Source organism: Nocardiopsis tropica, assembly GCF_042660575.1.
GTDB classification, from domain to species: domain Bacteria; phylum Actinomycetota; class Actinomycetes; order Streptosporangiales; family Streptosporangiaceae; genus Nocardiopsis; species Nocardiopsis tropica.
On record NZ_JBHSUF010000017.1, the window covers coordinates 120,833 to 143,095 of the forward strand.

The following is a 22,263-nucleotide window of genomic DNA, read 5'->3' on the forward strand; positions in this document are numbered from 1 at the left end:
GGGCAGCGGTGCTCGTGCTGACCGGCGCCGAGGACGGAACCGTCGACCCGGTGATCGGTCACCTCCAGGAGCAGGCGATACCCATCGTGCGGTTGGACCCCGGAGATTTCCCCGTTTCGGCGTCCGTCAGCACCGAACTGGGAGACGGGGCGTGGGCAGGGACGGTCCAGGACGCATTCCGCGGTGTGGACCTGGAATCGGTCCGCAGTGTCTACTACCGGCGACCTGGCCAGTTCACGTTGTCGGAAGGCATGTCCGGACCTGAACAGCGCTGGGCCTACCGTGAGGCCAGGATCGGCTTCGGCGGTGTGCTTCTGGCGCTGGACTGCCTGTGGATCAACCGGCCCGAGAGGATGAGTGCGGCCGAGTACAAACCGGTCCAGCTCGCCACAGCCGGACGATGCGGGCTCTCGGTGCCCCGAACTCTCATCACGAATGTGCCAGAACACGCCTACAACTGGGCGAAGGGGCTTTCCGGTCCGGTGGTGTACAAGCCGCTGGGCGGGGCCTTCCACGTGGAGGAGGGCAGGACTCGTATCGTCTACGCCAACCAGGTTGCTGATCTGGAGGACTTGCTCGACCCGTCATTGTCGCTGACCGCGCACTGCTTCCAGGAATGGGTGGCCAAGGATCACGAGGTGAGGGTCGTCATTGTCGGCGGTGAGTTGTTCGCGGTGGCGATCCGTGCCGGGTCCGCAGCCGGGCACGTGGACTGGCGCTCCGACTACGCCTCCCACAGGTACGAGATCGTCGAGGTTCCGGCCGACGTCCGGGCGGGGCTGGGCCGCTACATGAAAGCGATGGGGTTGATCTACGGTGCGGCGGACTTCGTGGTCTCCCCGAACGGTTCGTGGACGCTGTTGGAGGTCAACCCCAACGGCGAATGGGCGTGGCTGGCCGATGCCGTTGAGCTGCCTGTCGCCGCGTCCATCGCCACACTCTTGAAAGGGCGCCAGTGATCACTGATCCGTTGTCGGGGCTGGTCGACCGTTTGACCGGGGCCGGGGAGCTGGAGGAGGGGACCGTCCTCGCCGAGGCGTTCCGGGTCGTGGACCGGGGCGCGTTCGTTCCCGCTTTCGCCCTGTTCGACCACACAGGCCAGGGGACCCGCTACCGGCTCGTGGACCGTGCTGTGCCCGAGCAGCGCGAGGAATGGGCCGAGCACGTCTACGCCGACCAGACCCTCATCATCGAGATCAACGGCGAACCGGTCACCGAGGCACTGCCCGACGGCTCCGGGACGGGCCGGTGGACCAGCTCCTCCACGATGCCGAGCCTGATGGCCCGGCACCTGCGCGAGCTGGGCCTGGAAACGAACCCCCGGGTGCTGGAGATCGGGGTGGGGTCGGGGTACAACGCCGCGGTGCTGTGCGAGGTCCTGGGCGACGAGCGGGTGACGAGCATCGACATCTCTCCCGGGCTCGTCGCGGGTGCGGCCCGGGCCCTGGCCTCGCAGGGCTACCGGCCCGTGGTGGCCGAGCACGACGGGCACCAGGGCTACCCGGAGCGTGCCCCCTATGACCGGATCACCTCGACCACGGCGTTCACCCACGTTCCCCCGGCCTGGCTCGACCAGGTCGCACCGGGCGGGATGATCCTGGTCAACGTCGCCGGAGGCACCGGCGGCGCCGTGCTGTGCCTGTGGGTCGAAGACGGCATCGCGCAGGGGCGCTTCCTTCCCCAGGGGGCGGGGTTCATGCCCGCGCGTACGCATCGGCCGGTGGAGCGTGTATCGGTGGACGACGACGGCGAAGCGGGATGGACCGACCTGGACCCGAAGGTCCTCACGGCGCAGCCCGAGGCTTCCTTCGTGGCCCAGCTCGCGACCGTCGATGCCCGCACGGTGGTCTCCCAGGCCGACGACGGGACCGAACTGTTGTTTCTGGAGGGCGCTGACGGGGCGTGGGCGGAGGTGGAGACGTGTCCCGTCGATGGACGCCACCGGGTGGTCCAGGGCGGTCCGCGCCGACTGTGGAATCTGGTGGATCACACGCACCGCTGGTGGGAGGGTGAGGGACGGCCGTCCTGGAGCGCGTTCGGCGCGACCGTCACCGCCACCGACCAGTGGGTGTGGTTCAGGTCGCCTGACAGCGCTCACCGCTGGCCGCTCCCGGCACCGGAACCTCGCACCTGACCGGTGCTGATAGGCACGCACCTGGGGTGGACGCCCCGGACACGCGCCTGCGGTGAGCAGGGGCCGGGGCGTCCGGAGTTCGAGATAGCCTGAACCCGCTGAACACGAAACCGACCCCCGCCAACTGATCTGGCGGGGGTCGGTTTTTCGTGTGCAGGGGGAGGGGGTGCTACCGGCCGCGCACCGCCGCCAGCAGCGCGGTCCACTCCGGGGCCGGGGCCTCCAGGTGGCCCAGCTCCCGGTTCTGGGTGTCGCGCACTGCTGCACCCTGACCAGTTGCACGCGCCTCCACGCAGTTCCCACCGGTGCCGTTGCTGTACGACGACTTGTTCCAGTCTTCACTCATCATGAGAGGGTGCCTCGAATCTCTGTCAGTTTGGCGCGGGACTCAGGGGCTGGCAGCGCAGCACTCCGGAGCTCCGCGAAAGTCCGGTCGTAGCTTGCCACAACGTTCGGCTGCTTGAGCACGAAGCCCGTTTCCTGACTCTCTACATAGGCGAACGTACCTGTATCAGGGACTTCCATCAGGGTAAACGAACCGCCGAGACCCGCATGTCCTTCGGCCTTCAGGGGGACAACCTGGACCCTCAGCCGCGGCTTCTGAGACAGGGCGATCAGGTAGTCGAGCTGGGTGATCATCACCTGGGGGTCTTGGAACTCTCGGAGGAGCACAGCCTCATCCAGCAGGGCAGTGAACGCTGGTGGGTGCTCACGCTTGAGCAACTCCTGCCGCTGCTTCCGGGCCTGGACGATCTTGTCGATGCTCTCCCGATCTGCCTTGGGTCGGGCGAGAGCGCTGACCGCTCTTACGTACTGCTCGGCCTGAAGCAGACCCGGAACCAAGCCTAGAGCGAACTCTCGGATCTCCACTGCTGTCTGCTCGAACTCCGCCACTTCTCGGAAATAGGCACTAGTTCCACCGTCACCGAATGCGGCATCCCACGCGCCAATGAGGACCCCATGCGCGGTAAGAGCAGCATCCAGCCGCACAACATAGTCACGTTGTGTCCGTTTCTTTCCCAGCTCCACATCGCTGATGGTGCTCTGGCCAACGGTGGAAGCTGTGGAGAGTTCTTGCTGAGTCATGCTGGCTTTGGTCCGCAGCTGCTTCATCAGACGACCGAAGCGAAGCAGGGCGGCACTCCTGTTACTACTGCTCAAGTCATTCCCTTCGGTCAAATATCTAGCTCCATCGCCGCTCAAGGATTCTTTACCGAACCCCACGATAAGCGTAGACCAGGGGGCGGCACCGTTGGCAGGGTTCGTCATGAAGCAGTCAAAGAATTTGTTCTGCCCCCAGGTGGGGCGCAGTCCAGGTTCCGTTCCCCTGTTCACAGGTGGACAGGTGGAAAAGCTTCGCATATCGGGCACAAGAAAAGCCCCGGACGGCCGAAGTCGAGAGCGGCCGCCGAGGCATAGTGCTCCACCCCGAAAGCCCCGAGGTGAAGACGAATGCAGCATACCGACGCCGAAGCGCCGAATCCAGACCTCGACCCTGCCGGCGTTCCGTACCCGCACCGGATCGGGTTCAGCGAGCCCCACCGGCACGGCATTCTCCTGGGCCACGAGCGCGGCTGTACCGCCCTGGCCGCCTGGGTGCCCACCGTGGTCCCCCGCCGGGCGAGGAAACCGGTCTTCCTGGTGGCCGAGGCCCTGGTGTCGAACGCCCGTAAACACTCCCGCTCGGGGGACCCCGGTGGGACCGTGCGGGTGGTCGTCGACGTCAACCCGTTCCTGGTCGGCGTGGCCGTGACCGATAACGGTCCCCGGGGCGACACCGTCATCCCCTACCCGCGTCTGGGCGATCCCCGGCAGGCCCCGCTTCCGGGCCTGCATCTGGTGGACCATCTGGCCGTGTACTGGGAGTGGGAGTGGGCGTGGAAGGGCGCCGGGGCGGGGCCGCTGACGGTGCGTGCGGTGGTCGAGAACCCGTGAGCGGGTGGACACCGGAGCTGGACCGCGACCAGCGGGATTTGGCCGAGGCCCTGGCCCGCCGCCACGCCCCGTACTGGGTGGTGATGTGGTCCTACTCGCTGCGCGTGTGGGTGGCCTTCTAAACCGGCCCCGCGCGGGTGGCCCCGCTGAAGTACGCGGACCCCGACCGGCTCTCCCGGCAGATGCGGCACGTGGTGCGCACCCTGGCCTTGGGCCGCTCCCCCTGAGAACCCCCTCCGGGCGGCATCGTTCCGCCCGGAGGTTCCCCGCCCGGTGCGTTCGCACCGGGCCGCGGGGCCGCCGCCATAAGGGGGCCGGCGGCCCCGCCCCACCCTGTCGGGTCCGGTCGCACTTCCCCGGACCGGACCCGACCCCCGCCCCTCGACACGAACGACACCGATGGAGAACCACGTGCCCACCGCACCCCTGCCCGAACTCGTCGAGACCGCCGACGCCCTGCTCACCCCCGGCGAAGTCGCCCGCCTGTTCCGCGTGGACCCCAAGACCGTCACCCGCTGGGAAAAAGACGGCCGACTCGCCTCGGTCAAAACCCTGGGCGGGCACCGCCGCTACCCCAAGGCACAGATCACCCACGCCCTGAACGCCGGAACGGGCAGCACCGAGGTTGTCCGCGCCCTGGAAGCGGTCCACGCCCTGGCCCTGGAAACCGGGGCGATGGGAGATGCCGGACACGTGGCGACCCTTATCGAGACCCTGCGCACCGGAAAGACCACACCGCAGTCCTGACCCGCCCGCACTGGGCCCTGGACAGCACAGAGCCGGGCCCGCATCGGGCCCGGCCCGCAGGAAGGAGGACACCGGTGACCGCCCGGCCCAGGCCTCCGCATGCCAGCGACGGGACCCCGCTCGTGCCCCGCTACACCGAGCACGCCGAACGCCTCACACCCCGCCTCATGCAAGAACGCGAACGCGCCGCCGCCGACGCCGCCGCAGGTCTGGCCCGCCTGGAACAGATTGCCGCCCAACAGCAGTTCGACGCCGCCCAGGCCCGGCTGGAAGCCGCCCGCCAACGCGTCGAGGCCCAGGACACCGCCTACCTCGGGATCGCGATCCGCCACTGGTGCCAGCGCACGACCACCTGAGCCGGGTCCGTGCGTCCTCGCCTCCGTACCCTCAGCTCGTGCAGGAGCAAGAATGCCTCCCCACTCGACCGCATGGATATCCGCTCTCATCTCTGCCACTGATGACGACAACATCACCCCCCGTGTCCGCTGTTCGGAGAGCGCTACCCTGCTTCTGCTTCAAAAAGCCCCCGAACCCTTCACCCGGCAGGCTGATCTGGCGGAGCGCGACTTCCGCGCTGCCCACGACCTCCCGCTCACCAAACTACGATCGAACTCCATCGCGGATGGTTTCAGACCCTGCACCGAACCGGTGCTCAACGTCCTGGTCGCGAGAATGACCGTCCCGGGCGGCCCATGGCCTGGCCATTACGGGCTGGAAAGCATCGTTTTCCGGTCTCGTCCAGCCGCTATGCCGACGTACTTCCCTCCGCACAGCGGGCAAATGATGCTCATGTTCGGGGATATGGTCGCGGCCTCCCGGGCCTACCGCGAGGGCGCCGGCGCCGTCCTGTTTCCTGAACAGTTGTCCGTCACGATTCGTCCTGCCCACCAGTCTTTCGGAGTGGTGTTCCTTTCCCGGCTTCAAACGCTCCTGCGCCCGGTGGTACCGCTCCTCGAACCCGGAACCCTGGGCGACGACCCCGACCTGCTGCGCCTGCGCCGTGAGGCGTTCCTGGCCCACGAGCGCGGTCACCTCCAAGGGATGGCACTGGAAACGGTCCTTCCCACCCGAAGCAAACGGCTTGCCGCGGTGATCAGCGAACTCCATGCCGATCTCGACGCCCTGCTGATGTTGCTGTCCACCTCGACGGAGCACGCACTCGCCGTGGCTTCCGTGCTGGTCGCAGACCGGGTGATGAGGGAGGCCTGGCTGCTTCGCCCCCATGCCCAGGTCGACGCCATCGCCGCACGCCACCTACTCGGGTTGCTTTCCCGCGCTGGAGCGATCGTGTTGACCGACGAGGGACGTGTCGCCCTGGATCTCCTCCGTTCGCGCGCCTGCCTGACGGAGGAGTGGGAACGGGTGCGCGCTCTGGAGCAGGACTGTGTACGGGAAGGGGTCGCACCGGCGCGCGACTACCTCCAGACGTCGGGATGGGAAATCATCGGCAGCTCGTGCCACCGCGAGATCACCTCTCCGCTAGGACAGTTCCTGGCCTGTTCAGCGGTGCGCCGACAGTGATCAACAGGCCGCCCCCGGATCTACTCCGGGGGCGGCTCATCAGACCTGTCCTTCCGCGGCCTCTACCGTGTGGCGGAGCAACAGGGCCGTGGTCACCGGACCCACACCGCCGGGCACCGGCGTCAATGCCGAGGCCTTCCCCGTCACCGCTCCGGCGTCGACATCACCGACCAGGCCCCCGTCGTCAGTCGGGTTCGTGCCCACGTCCACGACCACCGCGCCGGAGCGAACATGGTCGGCCCCGATCAGCGAAGGCCTCCCCACCGCCGCGACCACCACGTCCGCGCGTGAGGTCACGGCGGGAAGATCCGTCGTTCGTGAGTGGCAGACGGTGACGGTCGCGTTTCGGTCCAGGAGCAGATGGGCCAGGGGTTTACCGACCACGGTGGACCGGCCCACAACCGCGACCTCCACACCCTCCAATCCGATGTGGTGGTGGTCCAGGATCGCGACCACCGCTTCCGCCGTCGCGGGTGCGAATGCCGGTATCCCTGCCACCAGACGGCCGAGCGAGGCGGGGTTCGCGCCGTCCACGTCCTTGGCCACGGCGACCTGTCCCGCGACATCGGCCGCAGAGATCCCCGTTGGCAGGGGTGTCTGCACGATGATGCCGTGCACGGCCCGGTCCCGGCTCAACTCCGCCAACCGGTCTGCGATGGCATCCCTGTCGGCATCGGCCCCCAGGTCAACGATGTCGCAGACGATCCCGGCCTTTTCGGCGGACCGGGCGATCGAGCGCACGTACCAGGCGCTTCCCTCATCGTCTGTCGCTACGACGACCGCGAGTTTGGGCGGTGTCCCCCCGGCGGTGAGTCGGGCGGCCCGTGCTGTGACGTCTTGGCGGAGGGCCGAGGCCAGCTCCTTGCCGGACAGAGAGGTGGTCATCGGGAGATCACCTCTCGCACCTGACTGGTGATGTTCTCCGCGTCGGCCGCGATGGCGGAGACCTGTTCGGTGGCGGTGAGCAGCTGGGCGCGCACCGCTTCGTCCTTCACGCTGGGGAGGTTGATCTCCACGTTGACGCGGCTGGTGGTCGCCGCGGCTCGCGCCGCCTCCGCCGCGGCTGCGATGTCCGTGATCACGTTCCGGTTGCCGATGGGAAGAAGGGTCTGTGCCAGATCGATGATCTGTCGTGCGGTCCCGATGACACCGACCGGCGGGACAGCGGCGTTCGCGGTGGCAGCGGCGATGGCTTCCTTCCGCTTGGCCTTGTCCCCGTCGGTGTCCCGGGGAAGTTTGTAGGCGTCCCCCACCGCGGAGAAGGCCTTCTCGTCATCGTCCGCCAACTGGATCGCCCGCGCGGCGAGAATGTCGGCCTTTTCGGTGATAGCAGATATTTCAGCGGCATGGTCCTTGTATTTTTCTCCGGAACTGTACCGGGCGACCATGGCCACAAGGGCGGCGGCTTGGGCCGCGTGAATTCCCGCCACCGCTCCGCCGCCGGGGGTGGGCTGCCGCGCTCCCAACCCTTCCAGATATGTGCTGATGGTCTCCGTGGACATCATGGAATCGCCTTCCGGTGAGGGGGCCGTGTGTCCGCTAATTCTTTCACGGTTCAGGGCGTTCTTTCTTGGAAGCTGTGCAATTCCCCCGACATTGCGAGCCGGGCAGGACAGGTCTTCGGACGAGGGGCGGGCGGCTCGCCGGGCGGTGATGTCGCCGCCCGCACCGCCCTGTTGCCGGGCGGTATCGACCACGTCGTCCCCAACCCCTGTTCCCCCGGGCCGCATCCGCATGAGCCGAACCACCTCCCCAGCCGATCCCACTGTCCTGAGCTCGATCACGTGAGCCAGGCCGACCCAAGCACCACCGCTGAACAGCAGTTCTACGCGCGCCTGCCCGCCCCCTTGGCGCGGCGGATGAGCGAGGTTCTTCGGTCGGGAGCGGGTCACGCCGGGGACACGGGCTGACCGGTTCCTCTCCTTCCACACACGCCTCGCTGGTAGCGTCCCTGCTCTCACAGCCGAGAAGGGACCACACATGGAGCCGCTACCCGAGCGCACGCTCACCCTGGAAGAGATCCAGGACTACGTGGCGAAGATGGAGGTGGAGCGCGGGTTCTCCGACAGCACCCTGATCGAACAGGCCCTGAAGCTGGCGGAGGAGACAGGCGAGGTGTGCAAGGCCGTGCGCAAATACTCCTCGCTCGGCGTCGATCCCCACAGCGCCGTGGGCGGCCTGGGGGAGGAGCTCGCCGACGTGCTGATCTACATCGCGGCTCTCGCGAACAGGGCAGGCATCGACTTGAGCAGGGCGTTGCGCGAGAAGGAGTCGGTGAACGCCAAACGCACCTGGCAGTAGGACGTGGGGGCGGACGCGGTGATCCCGAATTCTGCCCGGGAAGACGCTGAAGCGTCGGACGGGACCCGAGCCCCCTCCTGAATCAGCGCATCCTCTGTCTTCCGCGGGAAGAGGAGAGTCGCACCTTTCGGGCAAAGCCAACAATTCCGTCATTACGGATTATTCGGGTGGGGTCGGTGTCCTGATCCGACCCTCTCGCCCTCTCCTGCCCTCTCCGACCTGCGGAGACGCCGCGCTCCGCATATTACCCCGGGGTAGTTCGCGAAAAAGTGCGCCGCCACCCCACCCCGGCCCCTACTCTGGGCCCCACAACTCCATCCACACAATGACCCCGCGACGGTTAAGCGCCGTCCGGGGCCGTGGCCAGCAACCTTCAACCCTTAAACTCAAAGGAATTGCCAGCATGCGCCAGTTTAGCGTTGCCCTTCTCAGCTGTGCGCTGGGGGCGGCCAAGGCCCTCCTCCCCTCGCGCGGACGCCACTCCGCCAGGGCACTCCGCCGCCGACGCCGCTCCACGCGGGTCCGCCGGTACGCCCCGCTCCCGGCCGCCCCGCCGCCGGTCGGCGCGGTCCCCGCCCGGCCCGTCCGGCCCGCCGGTTCCACGCGTCCCGTGCGCCCCGACCTCCCCGCGCCCCGCCCGCTCGCACAGCCGCGCCCGCCCGCTCCGCCGAGCGAGGGCGCGCCCACCGGGGAGACCGCCCTCGTCCGCCCCTACTACGCGGCCCACGAACGCGAACTCGCCCTGGTCCAGGCCCGCGCCGACGCCCGCCTCCGGAAGTGGACCCGCACCACTTCCGCCGCCCGGACGCCCGCCCCGGCAGGCGGCCCGGTTCCCCTCCAGGAGCCCCGCACGCTCGACGGGTTCGCCCGCGCCGCCCACTCCGCCCACCGCGTCCCGGCCACCCGCCGAGCCCCCTCCGACTGCCGCGTCCCGGCCGCCCGGCGCGAGTACCGGGGGGTGCCCGCGTGAACCCCCCGACGCCCACCGACGCACCGCGCCCCCTCGTCTTCTGGGAGCACCGCCTCTACCCCGGCAGCCTCTCCCGGCTGGCCCGGGTCCGCGCCGACCTCGCCGCCGACCTGGCCGGGTTCGACCCCGACCTGGTCGACACCGTGGTCCTGTGCGCCAGCGAGCTCTTCGCCAACGGCGTCAAGTACACCGACTCCGGCCGGGCGGAGGGCGGCGAGGTCATCCGCTCGCTGTCCCTCACGGCCGCCGACACCCTGCTGTTCTCGGTCAGCGACTCCGGCGGGGGAGGGGGAGTCCCCGCCGTCCCGCACGGACGCACCGACGACGAGTGGAACGAGGCGGAGGGCCGGCGCGGCCTCCTGCTCATCGAGAACCTCACCCGCCGCTGGGGACACCTGCGCCTCGCCCCCTGGGCGGATCTGGGCACCCGCGTCTGGGCGGAGTTCGACGTCGAACCCTCCGGGGTGCCGGACGGCCTGCGCCCCTACGTGTTCACCCGCTGACCCGCCCGGAGCCACCGGCCCGTCCGCCACCACAGCGGCCCCGGCCCCGTTGCCGTCTCCGCGTCGGCGGGGCCGGGGTGCCCGGGGGGTCGGAACGGCGGGATCCCAGGTCTGTGACCTGGCCACTTTTGTGCAGAGCACAACGGGTTGGTGCGTACGGACTGTCGGTAATGAGCTGTTTTATTCCTGTTTGTTCGCTTTGTGATGCCGATCATGTCGCGCGGAAGACGCCGTTTGGTCACGGGGGTGGTGCATGCCACACCCCTCGGGTTACGGTGTCGATTTATTAGGAAACTTTCCTAATAAAAGGTGGTGCCCCCAGACCACCAGCCGCACCCCCTGCTCGAAGGAGCCCCGTGGCCACCGAAATCGCGGCCTCCCCGCCACCAGGCGCCGGGGACGCCACATCGGCGCGCACCGACGCCCCCGCCCCGCCACTGCGGCGGATCTGGAACCACTACGCCGTCGTCAAGGTCCGCAAGGCCCTCGTCGTGGTGTTCGTCGTCGCCAACGTCACCTTCTTCCTCGGGCGCGCGATGCCCGGCGACCCCATCGACGTCATGGCCGGACGCCTCACCCAGAACGGCATGACGATGGAGGAGGCCCGCGCCGTCGCCATGAACTCGCTGGCCTACGACGTCGACGCCCCCCTCTACCAGCAGTGGTGGGACTTCCTCGTCGGCCTGGTCACGTTCGACATGGGCAACACCATCAACCGGCCCGGCGTCAGCGTCATGGACGCCATCGGCGCCTACCTGCCCTGGACCCTGTTCAGCATCGGCGTCGGCACCGTCATCGCGGTGGTCCTGGGCCTCGCGCTCGGCATGGTCATGGCCTACCGGCGCAACCAGTTCCTCGACCACGTGCTCAGCGTCGCCGCCTCGGTCCTGGGGGCCGTGCCCAACTACCTCATCGCCATGGTGCTCGTCGTCGGCGGCGGCATGTACCTGGGCTGGTTCAACCCCATCGAGCTGCGCGGCACCGTCAGCCCCGGCGTACAGGCCGGGTTCAACCTGGAGTTCGTCGGGGACGCGTTCTTCCACGCCTCGCTGCCGATCCTCACCTACGTGCTCGCCATCATCGGCACCTGGATGCTCGTCATGAAGGCGTCCACCACCGAGGTGCTCAGCGAGGACTACGTCACCGTCGCCCGCGCCCGGGGCCTGCGCGACCGGCGCATCGCCGTCGCCTACGTCGGCCGCAACGCGGTGCTGCCCCTGGTCGCCCAGATCGCCATCTCCTTCGGCACCCTCGTCGGCGGCGCGATCTTCGTCGAACAGGTCCTGGTCTACAAGGGCGTCGGCGGACTCCTCCTCGACGCGGTCAACTACCGCGACTACCCCCTCCTCCAGGGCCTGCTCATCATCATCACCTCGTGCGTGGTGGCCGCCAACCTCGTCGCGGACATGCTCTACAGCCGCCTCGATCCGCGCATCCGCAACTAGAACCAGGGGGACAGCACCATGGCCGTCACCACCGCCGCCCCCGGAGTCGGGGTCTGGGGCGCCATCTGGCAGGGCATCACCCGCAGCACCAGCGGGTTCGTCGGACTCTGCCTCGTCCTGAGCGTCCTGCTCTTCTCCTTCGTCGGCCCGCTGCTCATCGAGACCGACAACCCCACGGACGTCACCAAGATCTGGGGCCCGATGACGTCCGAGCACTGGCTCGGCACCAACCACGAGGGCAAGGACACGTTCACCCAGCTCGTGCTGGGCGGACGCGAACCGATCTGGGTCGGCCTCACCGCCGCCCTCATCACCGTCGCCATCGCCGTCGTCCTGGGCAGCCTCGCCGGCTACCTGCGCGGGCGCGTCGACCACTTCCTGCTCCAGCTCACCGACATCACGATGACCATCCCGTTCATCGTGCTCATGCTGGTCATCGCCTCGTTCTACCGCGCCGCGTCCCCGCTGATGGTCTCGCTCATCATCGGCCTCGTCACCTGGCCCTACCTCATGCGGTCCATCCGCGCCCAGGTGCTCACCCTCAAGGAACGCGAGTTCATCGAGGCCGCCCGCCTCCAGGACCTGGGCACCGCCCGCATCATCTTCGTCGAGGTGCTGCCCAACATGGCGGGCTACATCTTCATCAACTTCATCATCGCCATCACCAACGCCATCTACGCGGTCGTCGGCATGTACCTGCTCGGCCTCCTGCCGAGCACCGCCGCCAACTGGGGGCTGATGATCCAGCAGGCCTGGGACAACAACGCCTTCCTGCTGCCGCAGGCCGCCCCGTTCCTGGTCGCCCCGATGGTGATGATCATGCTCTTCCAGATCGGCCTGGTCACCATGACCCGGTCCCTGGAGCAGGCCCTCAACCCACGACTCCGGGACAGGTGAGCCCAGTGACCGACCACCCCGCCGCCCCGGCCGCCGGGAAGGCCCCGGCCGGAGGCCCCGCCGAAGGGGCGCTGCTCTCCGTCCGCGGCGTCGACGTCGGCTACCGGACCGGGCGCAGAACCCGGGTCACCGCCGTCCGCGACGTCTCCTTCGACCTCTACCCCGGCCAGTCCATGGCGCTGGTCGGCGAGTCCGGCTGCGGCAAGACCACCCTCGGCCTCGGCCTGCTCCGGCTGCTCCCGCGCACGGGCGTCGTCTCCTCGGGGGAGATCCTCTTCCGCCGCAAGGACGGCCGGCTCGTCGACGTCCGCACCCTCGCCAGGGAGGACCTGCGCCGGTTCCGCTGGAACGAGGCCGCCATGGTCTTCCAGGGCGCCATGAACGCGTTCAACCCCGTGCTGCGCATCGAGGACCACTTCCTCGACACCTTCCGCGCCCACGAGGGCGGACGGCGCCGCCCCCGCAAGGAGATCCTGGAGCAGTCCGCCGACCTGCTCACGACGGTCCGGCTCGACCCCGCCCGCGTCCTGGGGAGCTTCCCCCACGAGCTGTCCGGCGGCATGCGCCAGCGCGCCCTCATCGCGCTCGCCCTCGCCCTGAAGCCGCAGCTCCTCATCCTCGACGAGCCCACGACCGCGCTGGACATCCTCACCCAGCGCTCCATCGTCGAGCGCCTCGCCGAACTCCGCGACGAACTGCGGTTCGCGATGGTCTTCATCACCCACGACCTGGGCCTGGCCGCCGAACTCGCCGACCGCGTCGGCACCATGTACGCGGGCCGCATGATCGAGACCGGCACCACCCGCGACATCTTCTACCGGGCCCGCCACCCCTACACGTCGGCGCTGATCAACTCCGTGCCGCCCGTCGCGGGCGACCTCACCGTCCCGCAGTCGCTGCCGGGCGGACCGCCCAGCCTCACCGCGCTGCCGCCGGGCTGCTCCTTCGCCCCGCGCTGCGCGCACGCCGTCGACGCCTGCTCGCACACCCGCCCCACCCTGGACGTGCTCCGGACCCGCACCGAGGGGCTGAGCCACGCCGCGGCCTGCCTGCGTACCCACGAAATCCTCGAGGGGGCCACCCGTGATTGACCGCACCGCACCCGCGCCCCGGCCGGACCGCGCGGCCACCGCCGCAGAGGGACCGGACGGAGGCGGCCCGTCCGCCGAGGCCGCACCGGAGGCCGCCGCCCGGCGCGAGGCCGCCCCGCCCGTCCTCAGCCTCAAGGGGGTCCACCAGGTCTTCGGCACCCCGCGCGGCGACGTCCCCGCCGTCGCCGGGGTCGACCTGGAGGTCCGCCCCGGCCAGGTGCTGTGCCTGGTCGGCGAGTCCGGCTGCGGCAAGACCACCAGCGCCCGCATGGCCGCGGGACTCGCCGCCCCCACCGCGGGCTCCGTCCTCTTCCGGGGCAGGGACGTCGCCGCGATGGACAAGCACGAGCGCTCCGTGTTCCGCCGAGCCGTCCAGTACATCCACCAGGACCCCTACGCCTCCCTCAACCCGGTGCGCACCGTCTACTCCACGGTCTCCGCCGGACTGCGCCGCCACAAGATGGTCAAGGACCGCCACGAGGCGCGCCGGGCCGTCACCGAGCTCCTGGAGCGGGTCGACCTCACCCCCGCCGAGGACTACCTCGACAAGTACCCGCACCAGATGTCCGGCGGCCAGCGCCAGCGCGTCGCCGTCGCCCGTGCGCTCGCGATGAACCCCGAGGTGATCATCGCCGACGAGTCCACCTCGATGCTGGACGTGTCGATCCGCGTCAGCCTGCTCAACACCCTGGGGAAGCTGCGGGACGAGCTGGGCGTCAGCTTCCTGTTCATCACCCACGACCTGGCCGTGGCCAAGTACTTCGCGTGGGACGGCGAGATCGCCGTCATGTACCTGGGCAAGGTCGTCGAGCACGGCCCCACGCCGCAGGTGGTCAACGACCCCCGGCACCCCTACACCCGCGCCCTCGTCTCCGCCGTGTGCGAGCCGGACCCCGACCTGGCCCGGACCAAGGAGCGGGTCCGGCTGCGCAGCGCCGACATCCCCGACCTCACCGACCTGCCGCCCGGCTGCGACTTCCACCCGCGCTGCCCCCTCTACGCGCAGGGCGCCTGCGACACCCTCCGACCGCCGCTGGTGCCCAGCCACGACCGCCTGCTCGCCTGCCACGTGGTCACCGGGGAGTGAGGACGTGCTCCTCCTCGTCGGCCGCTTCGCCCTCCTGGCCGGAGCGTTCCTCACCCTGGCCAGCGCCCTCCTCGCCGTACTGAATCCCCCCGGCTCAGCCGAGTTCGTCATCAGCGTCGTCACCGTCGTGATCGGCCTCGTCGTGCTCTCCCTCGGACTGATCGCCGTCCTACTGGAAAGGAAGAGTCAAGAATGACCTTCACCCCCTCGGACAACCCCCTCATGCGGGACCTGAGCCGGCGCCGCCTGCTCCGCGCGGTCGGGTTCGGCGCGGCCGGAGCGGCGGGCGCGGGCCTGCTCACCTCCTGCGCCGGCGGTGACCGGGCGTCGAGCGGCGCCACCCGGTTCACCGGCGTCTTCGACTACGACCTGGACTCCCAGACGCGCAACGTCCACGTCGAGGACGGGGCGCTGCTGCTCAACTCCGTCTACAAGGACCTGTTCCTGTGCACGGGCGGCATCTACAACTGGCGCACGCACGAGTGGGACTACCTGCTCCTGGAGGGCACCGAGTGGGACGGCGACAACCTGATCGTCACCCTGCGCTCGGGCCTGAGGTGGAGCGACGGCACCGACCTGACCTCCGACGACATGATCCAGAGCTATGCCATGCGCGTCCTGGAGGCCCCGGTGTGGGGCGTCGGCTTCCCGCAGGTCCAGGAGCTGGAGCAGCTGGACGCGGTGAGCGTGCGCCTGGGGTTCGACGACCCCTTCCCCAACATCGAGCGCAGCATCATCAAGCACCGCATCGTCAGCAAGACCACCTACGCCGACTTCGGCGAGCGCGCCGTGCAGATGGTCGCCGACGGCGTCCGCCAGGGCGACGACGAGCACACGGAGTTCAACGCCGAGTTCATCGAGTTCAACCCCGACGAGATCATCTGCAGCGGCCCGTACCGCTTCGACCCGGAGCAGATGTCCGACGCGCGGATCACCCTGGTCCGCAACGAGGAGGGCTACCAGGGCACGGAGGTGCTGTTCGACGAGGTCGTCATCCACAAGGGCGACAACCGCCAGTCCGCCCTCCTGGTGCAGCAGGGCGAGGTGGACTACTCCACCCTCGCCCCCTCCGCCGCCGACCAGCAGGCGTTCCAGGGGGTGGAGGGCTTCACCTGGATCGAGCACGCGGGCTACGACGGCTGCGGCCTGATGTTCAACTACGCCGCCAAGCCCGAGCTCCAGGACGTGCGGGTGCGCAAGGCCCTCGCGCACATCCTCGACAGCGACACCGTCGGCCAGGTGGCCCGCGGCGAGGGCTACACCCGGGTCGAGCACTACGCGGGGCTGGTGGACCTCCAGGCGGAGGAGATCTTCACCGCCGACGAACTGGCCGGGTTCGAGCGCTACGACCAGGACCTGGACAGGGCCGCCGAACTCCTGGAGGAGGCGGGCTGGACCAGGCGGGACGGCGTCTGGCACACCTCTGAGGGCGAGCCGGCCAGCTACGAGATCATCGGCGTCGCCGGCTGGGGCGACTTCGAGCTGACCGCCACGCAGGTGGAGGAGGCCTGGAACGACTTCGGCATCACCACCACCGCCCGAAACGTTCCGCAGGACAACCCCTGGGGCATCTGGGGCGCCGGTGACTTCGAGGTCGCGGTCCGCCACTGGGGCAACCCGGAGATCCCCGACTACTGGGGCGCCTTCCAGATGAACTTCCTGCTGGAGAACTCGGGCACCGAGGAGTCCCCGGGCCAGTCGTTCGACCTCAACGTGGAGAGCCCCTCCCAGGGCGAGGTCGACCTGGCCGAGCTGGTCGAGGTCGCCAAGCAGGCGGAGACCGAGGAGGAGCAGATGGAGGCCCTGAAGACGATGGCCATCGTCTTCAACGAACTCCTGCCGCGCATTCCCATCTGGACGTACAAGTACCTGGCCCCCGCGGTGGAGGGCGTGCGGGTGCAGTCCTTCGACAAGGAGCACCCGGCCGCCAACAACGAGCAGTACCAGGACAACCACGTCATCCTGTCGCTGATCCAGGGCGACCTGGCGCCGGTCGAGGAGTAGCCGTCGGGCCGGTGCGGCCTGCCCGCACCGGCCCGCCTCCGGGCGGTGCGCCGGAGGCGGGCGGGGGCGGGTCCGGGCCCGTCCCCGCCCTTCGTGAAATGCCGACCGCTCCTACGCGTGCGCGACGAAGGGGGCGGTCTCCGCCACGTCGGCGGAAGGGAGGCGACAAGGTCCCTTCGCCTACGCAATCGTCCGCGTTCCGGGATTTTCTCCCCGATCGCCGACGAGCGCCGCGAACACCGTTCCCGGGAGGTTCGGAATTGCCCTCGAAACGGCCTGAAGTTGTGGTGTATTCCCAGCTCAGGGCTTATGAGGGGGCCTCGGGCCGGTGTGTGGCGGAGGGCCGGGCGCCGGACGGGCCCGTGGCTCCTCTTCCGCTGCCCCGCCGGAGGAACGCGGAGTCGCGATGGCCGCCGCCGCGCTCCCGCAGGTTGCGTCCACACCATTGCCGCCCAGGATTCGGTCAGATTGTGCGGCATTTTCCGGTCTGTCTGTTGTTGGCGTGAGGGAGGATTCCGCACCTTTCGGCACTCTCTCGCGCCCACCCGCTCGCGCGGTCTCCGCCTCCGCCGCCTCCCCGGCGGCGGGGGGCGCGTCGTTCGGGTGGGCCGCCCCGGTGTGCCGGGAGCGCCTTGTGCGGGTACGCTCCTCGGCAGGCGGTTCCGGGGGCGCCGCATCCCCGGTCCACCCCCGCCGCGGGCGGGTCCCGCGTGCCGCTGCCGCCCCGGGCCGTGTGTGACGAAGATCGTCGGGACCGGCGAGGGTGGTGGGCCCATCGGTCGGCGCAGGTGGACGACCAGTCCTCCAGGGTCGTGTCCGTGCTGGTCACAGCCTCTGTCGGACGCGCCGGGCCAAGCGTGTGGAACCGTGCGGACATGTACTTGCGAGGAGCGGAATCGGGCAAATGCCCACAAGCTTCTCAAAAGTGATCTGGTGTACGATGTGCGGCGTTCTCGCACGTCAGGAGCGTCCGTCCTGCCGCCTTTCCGATGCTTCCCCGATTCGTCTGCCAAGCCGCGAGACCTTTGTTAGTCTGACGAACCGAACGACGGTTCTCGGTGGAAGTACAGGAATTGTGCGGGGCATGCATACTTGTGGCCGGATTGGGCGTCAGCACCCGTCTGGTCCCCGCGCGCACGGGGGTGCTCCGCCCTCGTCCAGGCGTTCCTCCGGTGCAGGGGGCACCCGGCTGCCACGGGTGCGCCCTCTCGGCCTCCGACGCGGCCACCTCCCAGGTCAGGGGCGGTGGTGCGGGGCCGCCGCCGATCCGCCCACCTGATTCGAGGAGACGAGATTGTGGCAGAGGCGCCGTCACCGCGAGACAGCTCCGGCCCCCGCTCCGGCGGGGACGGACCGATGATGTCGACGGAGGACGGGCAAGGAGCCAAACGAGAAGGAAGGTTCCGCAGGGCCATCTCCCGGATGGTCAGGGTCCAGGAACCGCCGTCACCGGAGACCGAGCAAGGAAATCCCGTGCATCATCCCGTGCATCCGCACTCGCAGACCCCCGGCCGCACGTCGGACCGGGAAGGCGGCCAGCACACTGCCGGTGCCGCTCCCGCAGCCAAGGAGACGGCGGAGTCCGGCGGCGACACCCTCCCGCCCGTGACAGACACCGCCGCCACCGGGCCCTTCTCGGGATCGGCCGAGAACGGATACCGCCCCGCATCCAGGGCGAGCGCTCCCAACCCCTACACGAGCCGGCGGGTGAGCAACGTCGACGACGTCGACACCGGCGCCACCCCGATCACGCAGTGGCGCGGCGTCGGGCTCGACGAGCCCGAACCGCGCAGCCCGCACATCCCCGCCACGACGGACACCATGACCGACACCTCCTCCTCGCCAGAGCGCGCAGAGCGGCCCGAGGCCCCTGCGACGCACACACCGGCCCCCGAGCCCCAGCGCCAGGAGGCACCCGCCTCCGAGGCCAGGTGGCCCGAGCCCCGCACGGGCACCCCCCAGGCGGCGCAGCTGAGCCAGGCGGCTCAGCAGAGCCAGGAGGCGTGGCAGCGGCCCGCCGACCGGCCCCAGCAGCCCTCCGCCGGTTCGGGCGAGCCCCGGGCGGAGCGGCCCCAGGCCCCGCAGCCGGAGCGCTCCGAGGCGCAGGCGCCGTCCCCCTACCAGCAGCCGAGCGCTCCGCACGAGCCGCCCGTCCAGGAGCGCTACTCCGAGCAGCGGTACGGCGACGCGCCGCGCGCGGGCCAGCAGTACCCGGGCGACCGGAGCCAGGCCCCGCAGCCCCCCGACGGCCGGTACGCGGCGCCCTACCAGGGCGACGGACGCCACCAGGGCCCGGCCCCGCAGGCCGGCCAGTACCAGGGCGAGGCCCCCCGGGGCGGCCAGTACGGCAACCCCTACGAGCCGCCGCGCTACGCCGGGCACGAGCAGTACCAGCCCCACCCGCAGGCCCCCGCCGGCTACCCGGCGCACCGGCAGGACGCCTACGCGCCCCCGCCGCCCCCGCAGTACGGCGCCTACGCGCCGCCGCAGGGCCAGCCCATGCCGCCGCAGCACGCGCCCTACCCGGCGCCGTACCCGCAGCAGCCCGTGGTCGCCTACCCGAGCCCCTACCCGATGCCCTTCCAGCCGCCCGGCTACGTGCTCCACGGCCAGCCGGTCTTCTACCCGGGGCAGTACAACCCCTACGGCCAGCCCGTCCAGCACGTCATCGTGCTCGCCGCCGGGCAGCAGCCGCAGGTGATCACCACCGAGTCCGCCGGCGCGCTGCTGGCCGAGCACGCCGGGCGCACCACCGCCGAGGAGGTGCGGGAGGACAGGGCGGCCGAGCGGGCCAGGGCCGTGGAGGAGGCCGCGCCCGCCCCCGCGGTCGCCGCGGAGCCCGAGCCCAAGGCCGTCACCGGGGCCCCGGCCGCCCCGATCGAGGCCCCGGCGCCCGGCACGGCCGCCGCCCCCGAGGAGGAGCGGGCCCCGGCACAGTCGGAGGTCCCCAGCGACCTCCCCGAGCGGGCCGCGCTCGTCGAGGAGATCGCCGCGCTGCGCGGCAAGCAGGGCACCCTCCTCAACGAGGCGCTCGCCGGCCTGGCGATGCGCGACCTCTCGCTCGTGGACGCGCTGCTGGAGATGGTCGAGGAACTGGAGACCGACGCCCAGGACCCCGACCTGCTCGACAAGCTCTTCCAGATCGACAACTTCGCGACCCGGATGCGGCGCAACGGGGAGAACCTCCTGGTGCTCACCGGACACGACGGCGGAGAGTCCGACGCCCACGACGAGATCGTCCCCCTGCTCGACGTCGCCCGCGCGGCCACGTCCGAGATCAAGGACTACCCCCGGGTCCGCCTGGGCAAGCTCCCGCAGACCTCCATCACCGGTATGGCGGCCGACGACATCAGCCACCTCCTCGCCGAGCTGCTGGACAACGCCACCGCCAACTCGCCCGAGCACTCCCAGGTCGTGATCAGCGGCCAGGAGATGGACGACGGCCGCCTCATGATCGTCGTCGAGGACGAGGGCGTGGGCATCCCCGAGAACCAGCTGGCCGAGCTCAACGCCCGCCTGGGCGGTCAGCCGGTCCTCGACGACGAGGTGCCCCGCCACATGGGCCTCTACGTCGCGAGCCGGATCGCGATCAAGCACGGGCTGGAGACCAGACTCGAATCCCGGTCCTTCCGCGGGGTGAGCGCCTACGCGATCATCCCCAAGGAGCTGCTGCGCGTGGCCACCCCCCGCACGCCCGGACAGGCGCGCACGTCCACGATCCCGACGGTCAAGGCCCCCGCGGCCCCCATCGCCCCGGCGGCCCCCCGGCCCATCCCGGGCACCGGCGCGAACGGGGTCCCCGCGTCCGCTCCCAAGGAAGGCGCGGCCTCCTCGGTCACCGCGGCCGGACTGCCCCGGCGCAGCGCCACCCCGCACGGCTCGCCCCTGCGGAGGATGCCGCGCCCCGGAACGGTCACGGAACCCCCCAAGGGCCGCGCCGACACCCCGCCCAAGCTGACGGGGGAGGCCAGGGCCGCGCAGATCCGCGACGAGCTCGGCGACTTCCTCGAAGGGGAGCGCGCCGCTCTGGAGGGCGAGGAGATCGAGGGCGACGACAAGTGACGCCACCGTTCCCCAGGGGCTCACAGGAGCACCCCCCGGTGTGCACGCACACCCTCCGTACACAGCGAACCCGATACTCGGCCGAGGCAGGTAGGACACAACGATGACTGAATCCGTGAACGACAGCGTGGAGAACTTCTCGTGGCTCATCGACCGGTTCGTCCGGGACGTGCGGGGCGTCGAGCACGCCGTGGTGGTCTCGTCCGACGGCCTGGTCCTGACCCACTCCAGTGACTTCCCCGAGGAGCACGCCGAGCAGCTCGCGGCCATCGCCAGCGGTCTGCACAGCCTCGCGGTCGGTGGAGCCCAACTGTTCCAGCGCGGTGAGTGCGAGCAGCTGCTCGTGCGCTTCAACCACGGCCACCTCTTCATCATGGCCATCAGCGACGGTTCCTGCATGGCGGTCCTCACCGCCCCCGGCACGGAACTCAAGCTCGTCGGCTTCCAGATGGCCAAGCTGGTCGAGAACGTGGCCCACGTTCTCACGCCGCAGCTGCGCTCGCAGCTGCGCGAAGTCATCCAGAACTGACGAGGGTGACCCGTGACGGTTCGGCAGGAATGAGGTTGCTGCGGCTATGAGCTTCCGCAGGCGAAGGAGTAACCGTGTCCGCCCGTTCACCTTCACCGGTGGGCGGACGCGGTCACGGCATCCGCTGATGGTGCAGACCCTGGTCTCGACGTCCGAGCCCGGGCAGGAACCTCCTGGCACCCTCATGCCGGAGTCGATCAACATCTACAAACTGTGCCGGGAGACCCGGTCGCTCGCCGAGGTGTCGGCCGAGCTGAACATCCCCCTGGGCGTCACACAGGTACTGGTCAGCGACCTGGCCGAGCAGGACCTCGTGTACATCCACCCGACCATCACCGGCAGCAGTCCATCGGAAAACCAGGTTCTGGAGAGGGCTCTTCGTGGTCTCGAACGACTTTTCCAGTGACAAGCGGTCGAATCGCAAGAAGATGTCGAGCAAGATCGTCATCGCCGGTGGCTTCGGCGCCGGCAAGACGACCTTGGTGCGCTCGGTGTCGGAGATTCCCCCGGTCACGACAGAGGCGATCATGACCGAGGCGAGCGTCGGACACGACGACACCTCGGTCACCCCCGACAAGACGACCACCACCGTCGCGATGGACTTCGGCCGCATCACCATCGACGACGAGCTGGTCATGTACATGTTCGGAACCCCGGGCCAGGCCCGGTTCTGGTTCATGTGGGACGACCTCGTCCGCGGCGCCGTGGGCGCCGTCGTCGTGGTCGACTGCCGAAGGCTCGCGGACTCCTTCGACGCCGTCGACTACTTCGAGACGAACAAGCGCATCCCCTACATCGTGGCGCTGAACAAGTTCGAGGGCCACCTCGACTACACCTCCGAGCAGGTCCGCGAGGCCCTGGAGGTCAGTCCCGAGGTGCCGATCATCGACTTCGACGCCCGCAACCGCCTGTCCGGGGGCGATGTGCTCAAGGCACTTCTCAGGTACGCCCTGGAGCACAACCGCACCAGCGAGCCCGTCGCCTGACGGGTGGGGAGGCCTCGGCCTCCCCACGGCCCCGTAGATTCCCCAGGAAAG

At 69.7% G+C, this 22,263-nt stretch carries 23 protein-coding genes and 1 pseudogene; 20 read left to right on the plus strand and 4 right to left on the minus strand.

Translation table 11 applies throughout. The annotated features are described in order from the left end of the window. Window positions 1-8 precede the first annotated feature (8 nt). Both tgmB and ACFQBR_RS24990 read left to right on the plus strand, forming a co-directional pair. Entirely contained in the window at window positions 9-959 is a 951-nt protein-coding gene (gene tgmB / locus ACFQBR_RS24985) for an ATP-grasp ribosomal peptide maturase (RefSeq protein WP_344184933.1), read from the plus strand. After that, complete coding sequence (locus tag ACFQBR_RS24990; protein WP_344184934.1) at window positions 956-2,134, plus strand: methyltransferase domain-containing protein; 1,179 nt, start codon at window positions 956-958, stop codon at window positions 2,132-2,134. The genes tgmB and ACFQBR_RS24990 overlap by 4 nt, the downstream gene beginning before the upstream one ends. 169 nt (window positions 2,135-2,303) lie before the next feature. On the opposite strand, the gene ACFQBR_RS24995 is transcribed toward ACFQBR_RS24990, so the two are convergent. Both ACFQBR_RS24995 and ACFQBR_RS25000 read right to left on the minus strand, forming a co-directional pair. Then, the gene (locus ACFQBR_RS24995; protein ID WP_344184935.1) at window positions 2,304-2,483 is read right to left on the minus strand and encodes a DUF397 domain-containing protein; all 180 of its coding nucleotides are present in this window, start codon (window positions 2,481-2,483) and stop codon (window positions 2,304-2,306) included. Further along, window positions 2,480-3,358 carry a helix-turn-helix domain-containing protein gene (locus ACFQBR_RS25000; protein ID WP_378554576.1) on the minus strand — a complete coding sequence of 293 codons (879 nt, stop codon included), beginning with the start codon at window positions 3,356-3,358 and terminating at the stop codon, window positions 2,480-2,482. The genes ACFQBR_RS24995 and ACFQBR_RS25000 overlap by 4 nt, the downstream gene beginning before the upstream one ends. 228 nt (window positions 3,359-3,586) lie before the next feature. Here ACFQBR_RS25000 and ACFQBR_RS25005 point away from each other — a divergent pair, with 228 nt between their 5' ends. From ACFQBR_RS25005 to ACFQBR_RS25025, 5 genes and pseudogenes are all read left to right on the plus strand, one after another. Continuing rightward, window positions 3,587-4,069 (plus strand): ATP-binding protein, encoded by a 483-nt coding sequence (locus ACFQBR_RS25005; RefSeq protein ID WP_344184936.1) that lies wholly within the window; start codon window positions 3,587-3,589, stop codon window positions 4,067-4,069. Beyond that, entirely contained in the window at window positions 4,066-4,191 is a 126-nt protein-coding gene (locus ACFQBR_RS25010; RefSeq protein WP_344184937.1) for a hypothetical protein, read from the plus strand. Before ACFQBR_RS25005 ends, ACFQBR_RS25010 begins: the two co-directional genes overlap by 4 nt. Window positions 4,192-4,468: 277 nt before the next feature. After that, window positions 4,469-4,678, plus strand: a pseudogene (locus ACFQBR_RS25015) (BldC family transcriptional regulator); the annotation flags it as partial. A gap of 212 nt (window positions 4,679-4,890) precedes the next feature. Then, window positions 4,891-5,172, plus strand: coding sequence for a hypothetical protein (locus ACFQBR_RS25020; protein ID WP_344183884.1), 282 nt, complete (start codon window positions 4,891-4,893; stop codon window positions 5,170-5,172). Window positions 5,173-5,224: 52 nt separating this feature from the next. Further along, window positions 5,225-6,337: a hypothetical protein gene (locus ACFQBR_RS25025; protein WP_344183885.1), complete on the plus strand. Its 1,113-nt coding sequence runs from the start codon at window positions 5,225-5,227 to the stop codon at window positions 6,335-6,337. Between the two features lie 39 nt (window positions 6,338-6,376). Here ACFQBR_RS25025 and ACFQBR_RS25030 read toward each other — a convergent pair whose 3' ends face one another. Together ACFQBR_RS25030 and ACFQBR_RS25035 are read right to left on the minus strand one after the other, a co-directional pair. Further along, complete coding sequence (locus ACFQBR_RS25030) at window positions 6,377-7,222, minus strand: bifunctional 5,10-methylenetetrahydrofolate dehydrogenase/5,10-methenyltetrahydrofolate cyclohydrolase (protein ID WP_344183886.1); 846 nt, start codon at window positions 7,220-7,222, stop codon at window positions 6,377-6,379. Then, on the minus strand, window positions 7,219-8,034 hold the full coding sequence (locus ACFQBR_RS25035; RefSeq protein WP_344183887.1) for a cyclodeaminase/cyclohydrolase family protein: 816 nt from the start codon (window positions 8,032-8,034) through the stop codon (window positions 7,219-7,221). Before ACFQBR_RS25035 ends, ACFQBR_RS25030 begins: the two co-directional genes overlap by 4 nt. A gap of 283 nt (window positions 8,035-8,317) precedes the next feature. Here ACFQBR_RS25035 and ACFQBR_RS25040 point away from each other — a divergent pair, with 283 nt between their 5' ends. The 13 genes from ACFQBR_RS25040 (at window position 8,318) to ACFQBR_RS25100 (ending at window position 22,212) form a co-directional block, all read left to right on the plus strand. Continuing rightward, window positions 8,318-8,638 (plus strand): MazG nucleotide pyrophosphohydrolase domain-containing protein, encoded by a 321-nt coding sequence (locus tag ACFQBR_RS25040; RefSeq protein ID WP_344183888.1) that lies wholly within the window; start codon window positions 8,318-8,320, stop codon window positions 8,636-8,638. Window positions 8,639-9,041: 403 nt separating this feature from the next. Beyond that, window positions 9,042-9,608, plus strand: coding sequence for a hypothetical protein (locus ACFQBR_RS25045; protein ID WP_344183889.1), 567 nt, complete (start codon window positions 9,042-9,044; stop codon window positions 9,606-9,608). Further along, entirely contained in the window at window positions 9,605-10,111 is a 507-nt protein-coding gene (locus ACFQBR_RS25050; RefSeq protein ID WP_344183890.1) for an ATP-binding protein, read from the plus strand. The genes ACFQBR_RS25045 and ACFQBR_RS25050 overlap by 4 nt, the downstream gene beginning before the upstream one ends. A gap of 356 nt (window positions 10,112-10,467) precedes the next feature. Next, window positions 10,468-11,556 carry an ABC transporter permease gene (locus tag ACFQBR_RS25055; protein ID WP_344183891.1) on the plus strand — a complete coding sequence of 363 codons (1,089 nt, stop codon included), beginning with the start codon at window positions 10,468-10,470 and terminating at the stop codon, window positions 11,554-11,556. 18 nt (window positions 11,557-11,574) lie between these two features. After that, window positions 11,575-12,453 carry an ABC transporter permease gene (locus ACFQBR_RS25060; RefSeq protein WP_344183892.1) on the plus strand — a complete coding sequence of 293 codons (879 nt, stop codon included), beginning with the start codon at window positions 11,575-11,577 and terminating at the stop codon, window positions 12,451-12,453. A 5-nt stretch (window positions 12,454-12,458) separates the two neighbouring features. Then, complete coding sequence (locus ACFQBR_RS25065) at window positions 12,459-13,544, plus strand: ABC transporter ATP-binding protein (protein WP_344183893.1); 1,086 nt, start codon at window positions 12,459-12,461, stop codon at window positions 13,542-13,544. Further along, on the plus strand, window positions 13,537-14,631 hold the full coding sequence (locus tag ACFQBR_RS25070; protein WP_344183894.1) for an ABC transporter ATP-binding protein: 1,095 nt from the start codon (window positions 13,537-13,539) through the stop codon (window positions 14,629-14,631). Before ACFQBR_RS25065 ends, ACFQBR_RS25070 begins: the two co-directional genes overlap by 8 nt. A gap of 4 nt (window positions 14,632-14,635) precedes the next feature. After that, a complete protein-coding gene (locus tag ACFQBR_RS25075; protein WP_344183895.1) occupies window positions 14,636-14,827 on the plus strand; it encodes a hypothetical protein in 192 nt (63 codons plus the stop codon). Next, window positions 14,824-16,635, plus strand: a complete 1,812-nt coding sequence (locus tag ACFQBR_RS25080) for an ABC transporter substrate-binding protein (RefSeq protein WP_344183896.1) — start codon at window positions 14,824-14,826, stop codon at window positions 16,633-16,635. Before ACFQBR_RS25075 ends, ACFQBR_RS25080 begins: the two co-directional genes overlap by 4 nt. Window positions 16,636-18,240: 1,605 nt before the next feature. Beyond that, window positions 18,241-20,697, plus strand: a complete 2,457-nt coding sequence (locus ACFQBR_RS25085; protein ID WP_344183897.1) for a sensor histidine kinase — start codon at window positions 18,241-18,243, stop codon at window positions 20,695-20,697. Between the two features lie 103 nt (window positions 20,698-20,800). Continuing rightward, window positions 20,801-21,226, plus strand: a complete 426-nt coding sequence (locus tag ACFQBR_RS25090) for a roadblock/LC7 domain-containing protein (protein ID WP_267946182.1) — start codon at window positions 20,801-20,803, stop codon at window positions 21,224-21,226. Between the two features lie 46 nt (window positions 21,227-21,272). After that, complete coding sequence (locus ACFQBR_RS25095) at window positions 21,273-21,632, plus strand: DUF742 domain-containing protein (protein ID WP_082768466.1); 360 nt, start codon at window positions 21,273-21,275, stop codon at window positions 21,630-21,632. 22 nt (window positions 21,633-21,654) lie between these two features. Then, complete coding sequence (locus ACFQBR_RS25100) at window positions 21,655-22,212, plus strand: GTP-binding protein (RefSeq protein WP_344183898.1); 558 nt, start codon at window positions 21,655-21,657, stop codon at window positions 22,210-22,212. Window positions 22,213-22,263 lie beyond the last annotated feature (51 nt).